General features: G+C 35.9%; 11 protein-coding genes. 10 read left to right on the top strand and 1 reads right to left on the bottom strand.

Annotation, left to right across the window (positions count from 1 at the left end; all coding sequences use genetic code 11):
- Positions 1-103: 103 nt before the first annotated feature.
- The 9 genes from Q0L68_RS07920 (at position 104) to Q0L68_RS07960 (ending at position 13,747) form a co-directional block, all read left to right on the top strand.
- The gene (locus Q0L68_RS07920) at positions 104-1,759 is read left to right on the top strand and encodes a S8 family serine peptidase (protein WP_296701470.1); all 1,656 of its coding nucleotides are present in this window, start codon (positions 104-106) and stop codon (positions 1,757-1,759) included.
- A 37-nt stretch (positions 1,760-1,796) separates the two neighbouring features.
- Positions 1,797-2,456 carry a ribulose-phosphate 3-epimerase gene (gene rpe, locus Q0L68_RS07925; RefSeq protein ID WP_296701472.1) on the top strand — a complete coding sequence of 220 codons (660 nt, stop codon included), beginning with the start codon at positions 1,797-1,799 and terminating at the stop codon, positions 2,454-2,456.
- 112 nt (positions 2,457-2,568) lie between these two features.
- Positions 2,569-3,078: a hypothetical protein gene (locus Q0L68_RS07930; protein ID WP_296701473.1), complete on the top strand. Its 510-nt coding sequence runs from the start codon at positions 2,569-2,571 to the stop codon at positions 3,076-3,078.
- A gap of 93 nt (positions 3,079-3,171) precedes the next feature.
- Positions 3,172-4,188, top strand: a complete 1,017-nt coding sequence (locus tag Q0L68_RS07935; protein ID WP_366938368.1) for a hypothetical protein — start codon at positions 3,172-3,174, stop codon at positions 4,186-4,188.
- A 95-nt stretch (positions 4,189-4,283) separates the two neighbouring features.
- Positions 4,284-6,836: a DNA gyrase subunit A gene (gene gyrA, locus Q0L68_RS07940; RefSeq protein ID WP_296701474.1), complete on the top strand. Its 2,553-nt coding sequence runs from the start codon at positions 4,284-4,286 to the stop codon at positions 6,834-6,836.
- A 26-nt stretch (positions 6,837-6,862) separates the two neighbouring features.
- Positions 6,863-8,077 carry a tetratricopeptide repeat protein gene (locus Q0L68_RS07945; protein ID WP_296701476.1) on the top strand — a complete coding sequence of 405 codons (1,215 nt, stop codon included), beginning with the start codon at positions 6,863-6,865 and terminating at the stop codon, positions 8,075-8,077.
- A 185-nt stretch (positions 8,078-8,262) separates the two neighbouring features.
- The gene (locus Q0L68_RS07950; RefSeq protein WP_296701477.1) at positions 8,263-9,405 is read left to right on the top strand and encodes an acyloxyacyl hydrolase; all 1,143 of its coding nucleotides are present in this window, start codon (positions 8,263-8,265) and stop codon (positions 9,403-9,405) included.
- Between the two features lie 75 nt (positions 9,406-9,480).
- The gene (locus tag Q0L68_RS07955) at positions 9,481-11,940 is read left to right on the top strand and encodes a PIG-L family deacetylase (RefSeq protein ID WP_296701479.1); all 2,460 of its coding nucleotides are present in this window, start codon (positions 9,481-9,483) and stop codon (positions 11,938-11,940) included.
- 103 nt (positions 11,941-12,043) lie between these two features.
- A complete protein-coding gene (locus Q0L68_RS07960) occupies positions 12,044-13,747 on the top strand; it encodes a sodium:solute symporter (RefSeq protein ID WP_296701481.1) in 1,704 nt (567 codons plus the stop codon).
- Between the two features lie 56 nt (positions 13,748-13,803).
- On the opposite strand, the gene Q0L68_RS07965 is transcribed toward Q0L68_RS07960, so the two are convergent.
- A complete protein-coding gene (locus tag Q0L68_RS07965) occupies positions 13,804-14,658 on the bottom strand; it encodes a DUF2911 domain-containing protein (RefSeq protein WP_296701483.1) in 855 nt (284 codons plus the stop codon).
- Positions 14,659-14,831: 173 nt separating this feature from the next.
- On the opposite strand from Q0L68_RS07965, the gene Q0L68_RS07970 reads away from it, so the two are divergent.
- Positions 14,832-15,544: NAD(P)-dependent oxidoreductase (locus Q0L68_RS07970; RefSeq protein WP_296701485.1), on the top strand; the 713-nt coding region annotated here is incomplete at its 3' end.

The following is a 15,544-nucleotide window of genomic DNA, read 5'->3' on the forward strand; positions in this document are numbered from 1 at the left end:
ATTGAGGATTATGAGGAAGTGTTGACTTATTGTGCACGAAACGATTGTTTGGGAAATCAGTTAATAGATGGTGGAACGAAAACACATTTGAAAATTACCGAATATGGTAAATAATAAATTTCTGATTTTGGCAATCATCTTTTTGGGCCTATGGAATCTTTCAAAAGCTCAAGATAGATATGCTGTTTTTTTTAAATATAAACCACAAGAAACTTATTCTTTATCCCAACCTGATCTATTTTTAAACCAAAAAGCTTTGGATAGAAGGAATAGGGAAGGTGTTTCCATTGATTCATTGGACTTGCCCGTTTCTCAAAAATACATCGATGGTCTGATGGAAAAGGCGGATAACATTCTTTATCCAAGCAAATGGATGAATGCATTATTATTGATAACGGACCAAGAGAGAGCCATTGAGATTGAATCATTGCCTTATGTAGATAGGGTGGAGATGGTGGCATTAGATTTTATTCCAGATCCTAATTCTCGGTTTGTAAGGAAAATTTTTACATCGGTTGGAATAAAAATCTCTCTTCCTTCAAATAATAGAAAGCTCCAGACAAATGAAACTCCGTACGATTTTCAGAATAATTTATTGAGAATACCTGAAATGCATGAAGCAGGATTTACTGGAAAAGGTGTCACCATAGCAGTTTTTGATATTGGGTTTCCGGGGACAGAGAAAGCTGCTTCTTTATCTCATTTATATACCAATAACCAGATTTTAGGAACGAAAAATTTTGTAAACCCTTGGTCTGAAACTGTTTATTCTGTCCATCAGCATGGCACGAATGTTCTATCCTTGATTGCTGCAAGTGAAGAAGGGATTTTGGTTTCCGGAGCTCCTGATGCGAATTATATTCTGGCAGTTACTGAAGAAGATCCGACTGAATATAAAATAGAGGAATATAATTGGGTAAAAGCAGCAGAATTTGCTGATAGTTTGGGGGTGGATATAATTAATTCTTCGGTGGGATATTATGATTTTGACGATCCCACAATGAATTATTCCTTGGAGGATTTAGATGGGAAAACCACTGTTATTGCGCGTGGAGCAAATATTGCGGCACAAAAAGGTATTCTAGTAATAAATAGCATTGGGAATTATGGTTCAAAGGAATCCAGTTTAATTTCTCCTGCTGACTCAGAGTTAGTTTTGGCAATTGGCTCCGTGGATCAAGATTTAGGTGTTTCCAATTTTAGTTCAAGAGGTCCTACTGGCGATGGAAGGATTAAGCCTGACCTTGCGGCATTTGGCAATGGAGTTGCTCTCATTAAATCAAATGGCAATCTTGGATTTTCTAACGGAACATCTTTTTCTGCACCTCAGATTACAGCCTTGGCTGCAGGTCTATGGGAAGCAAAGCCGGAATGGACAAGGGCGGAGCTGGTGGAGAATTTAATTCGCAGCGGATCTCAGAAAGATGAAAAGGATAATTTGATAGGTTATGGGATTCCAAACTTCTTTGATGCTTACTATGGAGAAATTTTATCAGTATCAGAAAAAGAGGAAGTTTTATGGAAAATATTTCCAAATCCCATTTGGGAAGATGATTTGAAGATTTATTTTGGTTCAGGGCTTAAGGCTGAATTTACATTATTGGACATGAACGGGAAACAGATTCAATCTTCCGTTTTGTTCAGAAATAACCAAAAAGAATCCTACCGAACCTCTTTGCAGGGTTTAAAGCCAGGGTTTTACATAGTGCAAATGCAGGATGAAAAAGACTTGAAGAGAACCAAATTATTTAAACAATAAGTTTAGAATATCTAACAACCCAAACAAATTTATTTATATGTCTCCTTTAATTGCCCCATCCATTTTAGCTGCTGATTTTGCAAATCTTCAGAAAGAGGTGGAAATGTTAAATACCTCTCAGGCTGATTTTATCCATGTTGATATTATGGATGGTGTGTTTGTTCCTAATATATCTTTTGGGATTCCAGTTACTCAAGCGATAAAAAGGCATGCTAAAAAACCGCTAGATGTCCACTTGATGATTGTGGAACCTGATCGATATCTTGAGGCTTTTAAAGATGCTGGGGCAGATATTATTTCGGTCCACTATGAGGCTTGTCCTCATTTACATAGGACATTACAGGTAATAAAATCACTCGGTGTAAAAGCCGGAGTTGCAATTAACCCACATACAAGTATTGATTTTTTACGAGATGTAATCCAAGATATTGATTTGGTTTGTATGATGTCAGTAAACCCAGGGTTTGGAGGGCAAAAATTTATAGAAAATACCTATAGTAAAATCTCAAGGTTAAAAGACCTGGTTTTGGCAAATGGAGCAAATACCAAAATTGAAATTGATGGTGGAGTCAATATTCAAAATGCTCCGAAATTAATTACTGCTGGAGCAGATGTTTTAGTGGCAGGTAGTTTTGTTTTTAATTCACCGAATCCAGTAAATACAATCAAGGAATTGAAATCTATTCCGATAGTTTAGGATTTTGGTAACCGTTTATCCAAAAATATCTTAATTAACCCTAAAAGTCTTGATTTTTTGGAATAGGGTTTATTTATTGAACATATTACGAAAACTAAAATCAGAGAAGACTATGAAAAAAGTATTGTTGTTTGGAGCGTTTTTCGCGTGTATGGGATTGACAGGTTTTGCGCAGGAAGCAGCGGAAGAAGTTACAGATGAGGAGTTAACAAAATTTGCTCACGTAGAGGTGATGACATCGGAGTATGTTGACTCTAAAACTGAAGAGTTGAGAGCTATGATCCTTGAGAACGAAATTTTCCAGGGAGGAGCTAGATATAATGAGATCAAAGCAGCTTGGGGAGATGAAGCAAAAATGACGGAAGCAGAAGTAACTGAGGAAGAAAAAGCAGCATACCAAGCAGTACAGGATTTTCAGAATTCTCTTCAAGACGTAGTGAAAGATTATAAAACGGAATTAATCATGAATGATTCTATTTTGGGTGCTTCTACATATAATAAAGTTAATGGAGCCCAAAAATCTGATCCAGCAGTAAAAGAGAAATTAGATGCTTTGATTTCTGAATTGAAAGCTAAAAGTGAAGGAGAAAATGAGGATGGGACTGAAGGAGATGGAAAATAAGTTTTTTACAAACATTATGAATTAAGCCTCCTTTATGGAGGCTTTTTTTTTAATTTCACACCAAGACAGCCAATTATTCGTTAGTTTCCTATCATGTTGAAAAAGTCTATTCTATCTCTCGTATTTACTTGCCTTTCAGTTTTTGCTATAGCTCAAGATGAAGATATTTTTGGTATCTCAGAAAAAGCTAAAAATCCCAAAAGCGAAAGTGGGCTTGGAAATATCACTAGGAATGTTTTAGAAATGTTCAGTATAGAACTTTCTACGGGAGCAGCGTATCATCAATTTTCAATGCCTTTTTATTCTGAAAATCCTGATCTTTATCCATTAAGCCAGTTTCAAAATTTTGATAATCCTTTAGATATATCTGAGGAAAATCCACTGGACATGAAAAGCAACGACTGGACTTTTCCTTTACTTAATGCTGGTTTAAGAATCAACTTATTCAATCTTTTGACAATTGGTGGAGGCTATGGTCAAGAATGGGGGAATATGTCAACTATGAGAGGAGGAGATTTTGAATTTCCTTTTGAAGGAGGTTCATATCAGGCTAGTAAATTTTATGGTACAGTAGGTTTGGTGCTTTTTGACGCTCAGAGAAGGCAGGCATTTTTAAGGTGGAGATATAGAAAATATGCTGGGGCGAACTATTACATGCAATCCGAGTTGACTCAAAGGTCAAGACAAGTTTATCCTTGGAGATTTATTTTAGAGGGGGAATTTGGTCAATTGAAAATGAAAAATTTTGTTGATCAAAGCATGTTGCCCTCTGGATCCATGTATGAACCAAAATTGGCGGTAGGTGAAAAACCTTACATGGGAATAGCCTTGAGAATCGAGCGGGATTTCTCCGAATACACTAAAATGTTTGTAAAAGGAGGGGCTGAGTTTAGAGACTTCACTTATTCTGCTACCGATTTTACTGAAGTTCAGAATCTGAAACAGACCCTCTATGGAATGCAAGTGGGCTTTGCTGTGAGGTTTCCTGGTACCAAGAGATGTAAAATTGGAGGCTGCGGAGTAGTGATGAAGCACATGCACAACGGGATTGAATATAGAGGCAGCGGAATTTTTAATTATCAGAATCGAAAAGTCGGTCAATGGTACTAGGTATCGAAAGAATTTTTTGAGTTAATTTTCTCTTTTCAAAACCATTGGGTTTTTACTATCTTGCAGCCTAATAATCGACCCTACAAAAGCATTATATGGCTCAAGGAGAAAACGAGAACATCATACCCATTAATATTGAAGAGGAAATGCGCGGAGCCTACATCGATTATTCGATGTCGGTTATTGTTTCCAGGGCACTTCCAGACGTGCGTGACGGCATGAAGCCAGTTCATAGAAGGATCCTTTACGGGATGCAGGAACTTGGCGTATTACATAACAAACCCTATAAAAAATCTGCAAGAATTGTAGGTGAAGTACTCGGTAAATATCACCCTCATGGTGATTCCGCTGTGTATGACACCATGGTTCGTATGGCTCAGCCTTGGTCTCTTCGATATCCTTTGGTGGATGGACAAGGAAACTTCGGTTCGATAGATGGAGATAATCCGGCTGCGATGCGATACACGGAAGCACGTTTGAAGCGAATTGCTGAAGAATTGCTGATAGATATCAATAAGGAAACAGTAGATTTTCAATTCAACTTTGACGACTCTTTAAAAGAGCCGGTTGTTTTACCTGCTAAAGTTCCAGCTCTATTATTAAATGGGGCATCAGGTATCGCGGTAGGTATGGCTACAAATATGGCTCCTCATAATTTAGGAGAAGTTATAGCAGGTATAATCGCCTACATAGATAACAGAGAAATTACTGTTTCAGAATTGATGGAGTTTATTATTGCTCCTGATTTCCCAACTGGAGGAATTATCTATGGTTATAACGGTGTAAAGGCTGCCTTCGAAACAGGACGAGGAAGAATCGTGATGAGAGGGAAGGCTAATGTAGAGACCAAAGATGGAGGAAATAAGGAGATGATTGTCATCACCGAGATTCCTTACATGGTCAATAAAGCCAATATGGTTGAGAAAACAGCTCAGCTAATCAATGAAAAGAAAATAGATGGAATTTCTGCCATCCGTGATGAATCGGATAGGTCTGGAATGAGAATCGTTTACGAATTAAAACGGGATGCAATTCCCTCTGTCGTTTTAAATAATTTATACAAGCATACCCAATTACAGACTTCTTTTTCAGTGAATAATGTGGCCCTTGTAAAAGGTAGACCTTATACCCTGAATCTAAAGGATCTGATAGTCCATTATGTTGACCATAGACATGAGGTTATCGTAAGAAGGACTGAATACGAATTAAGAGAGGCGGAGAAAAGAGCACATATCCTTCAAGGTTATCTGATTGCTTTAGATCATTTGGATGAAGTGATTGCTTTAATCAGGAACTCAGCGGATCCCGAAACTGCCAGAAATGGTTTGATAGAAAGATTTGAACTCAGCGAAATCCAAGCAAGAGCTATCCTCGATATGAGATTACAGCGATTGACTGGAATGGAGCGTGATAAAATTATCCAGGAATTTAAAGAAATCATGGCTCTCATTGAGGAGCTTAAATTCATTCTTGAAAATGAGGATAAGAGAATGGAAATCATAAAAGAGGAACTGACGGAGATGAAAGACCGTTATTCTGATGATCGTCGTACTGAAATAGAGCATAACGCAGAAGATTTCAGTTATGAGGATATGATTCCAAATGAGGAAGTAGTGATAACAGTTTCTCATCAAGGATATGTAAAGAGAACTGCTTTGACGGAATATAGAACGCAAGGTAGAGGAGGAGTTGGTTCCAGAGGCGTGAGTACTAAAGAAGATGACTTTACAGAATACCTATTTACTGCATCGACGCATAATTACTTATTGATCTTTACCGATAAAGGGAAATTATTCTGGCTAAAAACTTATGCGATACCGGAAGGCTCCAAAACTTCCAAAGGGAGACCAATCCAAAATCTGATAAATATTGAATCGGATGATAAAATCCGTTCGATTATTCAGGTAGATGATTTAAATGATCAAGATTATATAAATAATCATTTCTTGATCATGGTTACTAAAAGAGGGGTCATTAAAAAAACTACTTTAGAGCAATATAGTAGACCAAGATCTAACGGTATTATTGCTTTAAATATTCGTGAAGATGATCAATTGGTTAGAGTAGATATGACCAATGGATCTCAACATATTGTTATTGCAGCTAAATCAGGAAGAGCTATACACTTCCCAGAAACTGCTGTAAGGCCAATGGGAAGAACAGCTACTGGGGTAAAAGCGATTACATTACAAGGAGATGACGACAATGTGATTGGCATGGTTTGTGCCTCAGATGAATCAGCTACTTTATTGGTGGTTTCAGAAAATGGGTATGGTAAACGTTCCTATTTAAATGAATACAGGATTACCAATAGAGGTGGTAAAGGGGTGAAGGCTATGAATGTTACGGATAAAACCGGAGCTTTAGTTGCAATAAAGGAAGTGACTGATTCTGACGATTTAATGATTATTAATAAATCTGGAATTATTATTCGAATTTCAATGGAAACTCTACGAATAATGGGTAGAGCAACACAAGGAGTTAGATTGATAAAAGTAGGAGGAGAAGATAGCATTTCATCAGTGGAAAAAATCACAAAGGAAGATGAAGAAGAGGAGGAAATTGAAAATTCGGAAGAAATTTCAAATGAAAATCCTGATGTAAAAAATGAATCTCCTGAAAACGAAGGAGATGATCCAAAAGAATAACCAAACAAAAAAAGTAAACACTAATAATGAAGAAGCTAATTCTATCAATGGCCCTAATTGGTGCGACAACCTTGGCCTTTGGACAAAAAAAAGTAGTAAGGTCTGCAGAAAAAAACTTCAAGTCAGGTGATCTTAAAGAAGCATTAACTGAAATTGAAGCGGCAACAGCAGATCCGGAAACTAGTTCCGACCCTGAAACATATTTGTTAAAAGCTAAAATCGAAACCAAGATGTTTGGTAGCGATTCTACGAACACGATGCAAAACTATGAGGTAGGTAAGACTGCTCTTTCCACTTACATGAAATCATTTGAGATGGGTGGAGCGGATAAAACCACAGGGATTGGAGAAGATATATGGGAAGAAGATATTATCGGCGTACCGGATAATTTAAGACCATATTCTATTAATACCCTTAAGAATACCTCTTTCGATAAAGCGATTGAAAGATACAATGAAGGAGACCAAGAAATGGCATATTACTTCTTCGACTTAGCTGGAGAAATTGCTCCAGAGGATACTACAATTCATTACAATGCAGGTTTCTTAGCAAATGATCAAGAGATGTATGAAGAAGCAAAGAAACACTTTAATCTACTTTTGGACGTAGAAGAATATAATAAGTTAAATACTTATTACTTCATGGTTCAAATCTTAAGTGGAGCTGAGTCAAACCCGGAAGGTGCTTATGACATGGTTATGGCCGCAAGAGAAGATTATCCAGAAGATAAAATTCTTGCTGAATATGAAATCCAGCTTTTGCTTCAATTAAACAAAATGGATGAGGCTATGGCTTCAATTCAAGAGGCTTTAAAAAATGATCCAAACAATGCATCAATTCTATTGAGATCTGGATATTTGAAAGAAAAATCAGGTGATATGGAAGGGGCACTGACTGATTATAAAAAATCAGTTGAAGCTGATCCAGATTTCTACGACGGCAATTTCTATACAGGAGCTTTAATGCTTGATAGAGCTAGAGAAATATTAGCTGAATTAAATAGTCTTTCTGACGATGAATGGGAGAAGAGATCTGAATCAATGGGTAAAGAAGCAGATGGATATTACAGAGATGCTGTACCTTACTTTACAAAAGCTTTAGAAATAAGACCTGACAATACAGATGTGATGGAAGTGCTATTTCAAGTACATACAAGACTTAAAAATGAAGCAGAAGCTGATAAATACAATAAAAGGCTGATTGAATTGAAAGGTCCAAATTGGATGGAAGGAGGATTATAATCTCTGAAAACATACCTAAGCCAACCCATCGGGTTGGCTTTTTTTTGTCGAGATTATTTCTACTTTTTTAACTATCGAATTCTAATTTTTTTAGAATCATTTTAATTCGAACTGAATTCTCTTCGATAAAAGGAAGTACTTTTTTTATTCCTCTTATATTTGTGTTTCAATTGTGAGTTTTAACGATGCGAGTAAAATTCAAAGCAGTTACCCTTGCTGTTTTAGTTTCATTTATTTCTTATCAAGCGATTGGACAATCAAAGTTTCAAAAGTCTTTAGTTGTTAGCTATGAGAATGGACCCCTATTGGGGAATGGGAAAGACTGGGCAAACCAAATCAAAGAAACGGAAAGGTATAGCGGAATAGATGTAAGATTTGAGTGGAGAAAAATTCAAAATACTTTTTTTAATTATTTGAATAGGTATCCAAGTATTGGGGTTGGCTTTAGTTCTTTAACTCATCATTCTGAGCAGCTAGGTAGGCCTATGGGTATCTATGGATTTGTCGAATTGCCATTTACCAGAAGAGGTATTTATAATAAATTCTATCTTAGCTATTTTGGGCAAATAGGATTAGGCTTCCATATTAAACCCTATGATCCTGAATCAAATCCCACCAACCTCTTTGTTGGATCAAATCTTAATAGTTATATCCATTTAGGATTTAAAGCTAATTATATGATCAGTCAAAGAGTGAGTTTGGTAGGTACAATTGGCCTAAAACATTTTTCAAATGGAGCAATAAAAAAACCAAATGCCGGGATAAATTATGCTCCTATCGGGTTTGGAATTAAAACTAAATTAGGGAAAATTGAATCTTTACCGACAGAACCAGTTTCATATCCTGATCTTGAAAAGAGAGGATTTTGGAATTTGGCTTTATACCTAGGAACAAAAAATTACGAAATAGGGGACCCTATTTACTTTAGAGGAGGATTAGGGATAAATTATTTGTGGGAGGCATCTTATAAATATCGATTGGGCCTTGGAATTGATTGGTATTATGGGGCTGGAATAAAAGAAAGGTGGCCTGATCAAGAAACCGGGTTTTTTGATGCGAATTCTTTTGCTTTGGTAGGTAGTTGGGAGTGGAAGATAAATAGGCATCTATATGTGCCGATTGCTTTTGGAGTATATTTTAATCAATCCGAATTCAATCAGGAAGTTTCTTGGTTTTATGAGCGAGTGGGTGTAAGGTATAGGTTTGATAATAATGTATATGTCGGGATTCAGATCAAAGCCCATAAGGCTAAAGCTGATATTTTTGAATTCACTTTTGGTTATACAATTCCCGGAAAAATTAAATATATCCGACCAGGAAATAAGTAAGATTCCCCATTAATCACAAAATATTTTTATTTGAAGCTGGCTTAATTTAGCTTGTCATGTTTATTGAGCCCCTTTATGACAAAATCAACTTTATTTGGTGCTATTGCACTCTTTATTCTTTGTTTTAGTAATCTCACTATTGCTCAGTCGATCCCTTCTTCTGAGCTTTATCAGAAATTGGAGCAAATAAAAGAAACTCGTAGAGTTTTATATGTGGCTGCCCATCCAGATGATGAGAATACAAGACTGATTTCCTATTTAGCAAATGGAGAAAACCTTCAAGTAGCTTATTTGAGCTTGACAAGAGGTGACGGAGGACAGAATTTAATTGGCAAAGAATTAGGTGTTAAACTTGGGCAGATTCGTACTCAGGAATTGCTTCAAGCCAGAAAAACAGATGGAGGACGCCAATATTTTTCCCGTGCAATTGATTTTGGATATACAAAAACTCCTGATGAAACTTTCCAAAATTGGGAAAGAGCAAAAGTTTTGTCAGATGTGGTATGGGTAATTCGAAATTTTCAACCAGACATAATAATAACAAGATTTAATACAATACCAGGAGGAGGAAATCATGGTCAACATACTACTTCGGCTATTCTAGCAGGAGAAGCCCTTGAAATTGCCGGAGATCCAAATATTTATCCAGAACAACTGAAATATGTTAAGCCTTGGAAACCAAAAAGGGTCTTTTGGAATACATATAATTTTAGAGGAGAATTCACCAAGGAAGATGGAGAGCAATATTTTGAATTTCCAACTGGAAATTATAACCCTTTGTTAGGTGAAACCTACAGTCAAATTGCTGCTGATAGCCGAACAATGCATAAATCTCAAGGCTTTGGAAGTACCGCAACAAACGGTGAAGCTTTGGATCATATTCAATTTGTCAGTGGAGAAAAAGCTGTAAATTCTGCTTTTGATGGTGTTTTAAATCGTTGGGAAACTATTTCTGGAGGAAAAGAAATCGAATCTAAGATCGATGAGATCTTAAAACAATTTGATTTCAAACAACCCAAATCTAATGTCCCTGATTTATTAGCAATCAAAACTAAACTGGAATCACTTCAATCAGATGAGATATGGGTTTTGGAAAAGATTTCATCTTTAAATTCTTTGATATTAGCTAGCTTAGGGGTAGAAGCAGAATGGAATGTTCAAAGAGAGATAGGATTTCCTGGTGAAAGTATTTCGACCAATCTTGAAATTACGAATCCTTCTGATGGTAATCTTAAAATTATTTCTTTCGAGACTGTAGGAGGAAAAATAAATTTCAATGATGAAATTTCGGAGAATGTTTTATTTGAAAATAAGATTGATTTAAAAATCCCCAACGACGCTTCACTTTCGCAACCTTATTGGCTGAAAGAACCATCAGATGGAGCTTTATATCATGTTAGTGACCAAATGGAAATTGGTAAACCATTTGAAAATGATCAATTGAAAGGCGTAATGGTTATTCAATATGACGGAAATACTATTGAACTGGAACTTCCTTTGATGTTTAAATTCAATAGCCGAGTTGATGGAGAAGTAAAACAACCATTTGCAATAGTTCCTGAAGTTGATCTGGTAGTGTCTGATGAAAATGTTTTCCTTTTAGAAGGCAAAAATCAAAAGTTAACAGTAACTGTAAGTTTCTCAAATGAAATATTAGATGGCAATCTGAAATTTGAAAACCTAGAGGCAGATCAATACGAAATCATCTCTGAAGAAAGAAATGATTTGAATAAGCAGGTAGTATATGAAGTGTCTTTCATGCTGGATGAAAATCAAAAACGCTCGGTTACTGCCCAATTTATTTCGTCTTCAGGACAGACTTTTGACCAAACTACCAATAGAATTTCTTATCCACACATTCCAAATCTCACTTATTTTAGTCCTGCATCTGTGAATTTGATCAAGGCAGACTGGAAAATTTCTGGAGATAAAATTGGATATATTGAAGGTGCCGGAGATGATGTTCCAAGTGTTTTAACCTCACTTGGATATCAAATTTCAACTATAGGAACAAATGATTTTTCGCTTGATTATTTAAAGCAGTTTAAGGCCATAGTAGTTGGAATTCGAGCTTATAATACTAACATTGATTTGATTGAAAATCAACAGGTTTTGATGGAATATGTGAAATCTGGTGGTAATGTCGTAGTTCAATATAATACTTCAGGGGGTCTTTTATCAAACGATATGGGGCCATATCCTTTCAAACTCAGTAGGGACAGAGTCACCGTTGAAAATTCACCTTTTCGTGCTGATTGGTCGCACCCTATACTTTCTACTCCAAACCAAGTGACTACTGAAGATTTTGAAGGATGGGTACAGGAAAGAGGCTTATATTTTGTGACAGATATTGCCGAAGAATACAGTACTCCATTAGAATTTCAAGACCCAGATGAGGAGTTCTTGAATGGGTCTTTGATATATGCTGAATATGGTGAAGGCCATTACGTATATACAGGAATTTCATTTTTTAGAGAGTTGCCTGCAGGAGTTCCAGGTGCTATTAAATTATTTATCAACTTAATAGAGCAATAGTTTTGGAAGAGAAACCTATCCGTTGGCAAAACCTTTATATAGGTCTTATTGCAGCGCTTATTTTCTTAATCGCATTTTTCACTTGGCTTCAAAGTGCGTACGCATGAGCACGATAGATTGGATTGTATTATTTGGTACGCTAGGTACTATTGCAGCCTATGGGGTATACAAAACTTATAAACAAAATAGTTTAGATTCTTACCTCAGAGGTAAAAACTCCATGAATTGGTGGACTATTGGTTTATCAATTATGGCTACTCAGGCTTCTGCTATTACTTTCCTGAGTACACCAGGGCAGGCTTATGAAGACGGAATGCGTTTCATCCAGTTTTATTTTGGTTTGCCTTTAGCTATGATCATAATCTCTGTTAGTTTTATTCCTATTTACTATAAACTAAAAGTTTATACAGCATATGAATACCTTGAAAACAGATTTGATTTAAAAACAAGAACCCTTGCCGCACTTTTGTTTATTATCCAAAGAGGGTTAGGAGCTGGAATTACTATTTATGCGCCCGCAATTATATTATCAACACTATTAGGTTGGAATCTTACCTGGACAAATGTTCTTATCGGAACTTTGGTAATTGCCTATACAGTTTCAGGAGGTACAGAAGCAGTGTCCATTACCCAAAAACAACAGATGGCTGTGATGATGGGAGGGATGATTCTTGCGGGTATTATTGTTATTCAAATGCTTCCTATTTCTTTTCAAGAAGCTCTACATGTAGCTGGGAGCATGGACAAACTGAATATAGTCAATTTTGAATTTGATCTTGCCGATCGATATAATATTTGGTCGGGAATGACCGCAGCTGTATTTCTGTTTTTGGGTTATTTTGGAACGGATCAAAGCCAGGTACAAAGATACCTTTCAGGGCAAACTCTTTCCCAAAGTAGAATGGGGTTAATCATGAATGGCTTTTTAAAAATCCCAATGCAGTTTGTGATTTTGTTTATTGGAGTGATGGTTTTTGTTTTTTACCAGTTTTTTCAACCTCCGGTGGTTTTTAATAAAGTACAAACAGAAAAGCTTCGAGAAAGTCAATATGCTGGTGAATTTGAAAAATTAGAGGAGAATTACACTGCTAATTTTGAAGAGAGTAAAGCGTCCTACATGAAAATGTTGGATGCCATAAATGAAAATGACAAGGAGTCGGAAAGAATTATAAAAAGTGAATTAAAATTTTTAAAGGAAGAGCAAAAAGAGATTCGGGATGAAGTAAAAGAACTTATTGTTACTAATGATCCTGTGGCAGAAACCAGAGATACAGACTACGTCTTCATGCGGTTTGTTATGGACAACTTACCGACTGGGATCATTGGTCTGTTATTCGCAGTAATTTTTTCAGCAGCAATGTCTTCCAGCGCTTCTGAGTTGAATTCATTGGGTTCTACAAGTACTATTGATTTATATAAGCGATCCATCAAAAAAGATGCTTCTGATATTCATTATTTAAAATCGTCAAAGTTTTTCACAGCTTTTTGGGGAGTAGGTGCAATTCTTTTTGCCACATATGCCTCTCTATTTGAAAATTTAATCCAGGCGGTAAATCTTTTAGGATCTTTATTTTATGGCACCATCCTAGGAATATTTATTGTTGGATTCTTTATGAAATGGGTAAAAGGAAAAGCAGTATTTATAGGAGCATTAGCCTCAGAAGCTTTAATTTTTATTATTCATTTTAGAAATGGAATTGGGCTCTTCGATTTTGTCTGGAATATCGGCTTCCTCTGGTATAATGCGATTGGTTGTCTTTCTGTAATGCTATTCGCAGCGATTATTCAGATTTTTGTTAAAAAATAAAAACAAACAAACCTCCAAATCACGGTCAATTTGGAGGTTTGTTTGTTCATTGAAAGTTATTTCAATGATTTAATTAATCTTTCATTAAGTCCCACATAATCAGGGTTTTGAGCTTCCTGCGCAAGCTCTATTGATTCTTTTGCAGATTCCACTGCTTCGGTTTTCATTCCCAAGGCTACTTCAATTTTAGCCTTTAAATGAAAAGCCCAGTATTTAGGATCATTCTCTACAGATTCTTGAATCCATTTGTAAGCCTTATCTAAATCTCTACCTGTATTTAAATAATAGCTTGAGGCCTCATATAGCAGATTGGGGTTATCAGTCTCTTGATCTAGGACATATTCCTTGATTTGTGCCATGACAACTGGATCTGGATCCATGGAAATATGGAATCTTACACTGGTTTGTTCCCAAGCCAAATTTAAGTCGGCACCAGAATCAGTCATGTTATCAAATCCAATTTCAAAAGTTTCGTACTTCTTTTTCGTTTTTTCGGGAGTTACTTGAACTCTTATTACATCTTCTTCAGGATTATAACCAATGGCTCCCCAAAGTTTTGTGTTTTTGGAAATGATGATGGTCCAAGTATTCTTATCAGGGATAGAATACAATGAATATTGACCTTTTGGGATATTATTTCCTTGAATCATAACATCCGTGGAAAAACTAAGAATAGTTGCACCATTTGCACCTGTCCTCCAAACTGAACCATAAGGGACTAATTCACCAAAAATCTTTCTACCCTTCATACTTGGTCTACTATAGGAAACCGTAACATCTGTTAATCCGATTTTCTGAGCAATCTTTGCAGATGGAGATGCTTGAGGCATGTCAATTTGTTGGGCATTTGCTTGGATTCCTATCAATAGGAAAAGAAAAGCCAATAAATTAATGAGGATTTTGTTTTTCATAAACTTTTCTGTGTTTTATAGCAATTAAATCGAATTTTAACTAAGATTGTTTCTAAAATTCCTGTAATTTGTTACTAAATCATGCATTTTTGTAATCATTTTACTAATGTTTTTGTTGTAAATCTATCAAGATTAAAATTACCTTTTTTAGGAATTAAAATTTTTCTTTAATTATGAGTTTAGCAATTATTTGTCCAGGAAAGAACGTTAATCCCTGGATAGAAGTATTAAAAAAACTAGATCCAGATTTAAGTATCCAGGTATACCCTGAAATAGATGCTCCGGATTTGGTGGAATATGTAATGCTATGGAATCATCCTAAAAATATTCTGAATTCATTTCCAAATTTAAAATTAATAAGTTCAATGGGAGCGGGGGTTGACCATATTTTAACAGACAATTCTGTTCCCAAAAATATTCCTATAGTAAGAATAGTAGATGAAAAGCTCACATTCTCCATGACAAATTATGTTATCATGGGAGTCTTGAATTTTCATAGACAAATAACCAGGTACCAAAAAGACCAGGGAAATAAAATCTGGGATATGAGTAATCCTGAAGTTGACATTAAAGTTGGCGTTATGGGAGTTGGCGCATTAGGAGGAGATGTTTTAGAAAAATTATCTTTTATGGGATTTGATGTAGTTGGGTTTGGCTTTTCTGAAAAAACTAATTTCCCTTATCCTTACTTTTCGAAAGAAAAATTGGAGGAATTTTTAAATGAAGTAAATGTGCTTGCATGCCTTCTTCCATTGACCCCTGATACTGAGGATATTCTAAATTTGGATTTATTTTCAAAATGTCAGCCAGGGACATATTTAATTAATGTTGCAAGAGGTAAGCATTTGGTAGAGGAAGACTTGGTTACCGCCCTTGATAAAGGGTT

Source organism: Algoriphagus sp. (assembly GCF_024642405.1).
Lineage (GTDB): Bacteria > Bacteroidota > Bacteroidia > Cytophagales > Cyclobacteriaceae > Algoriphagus.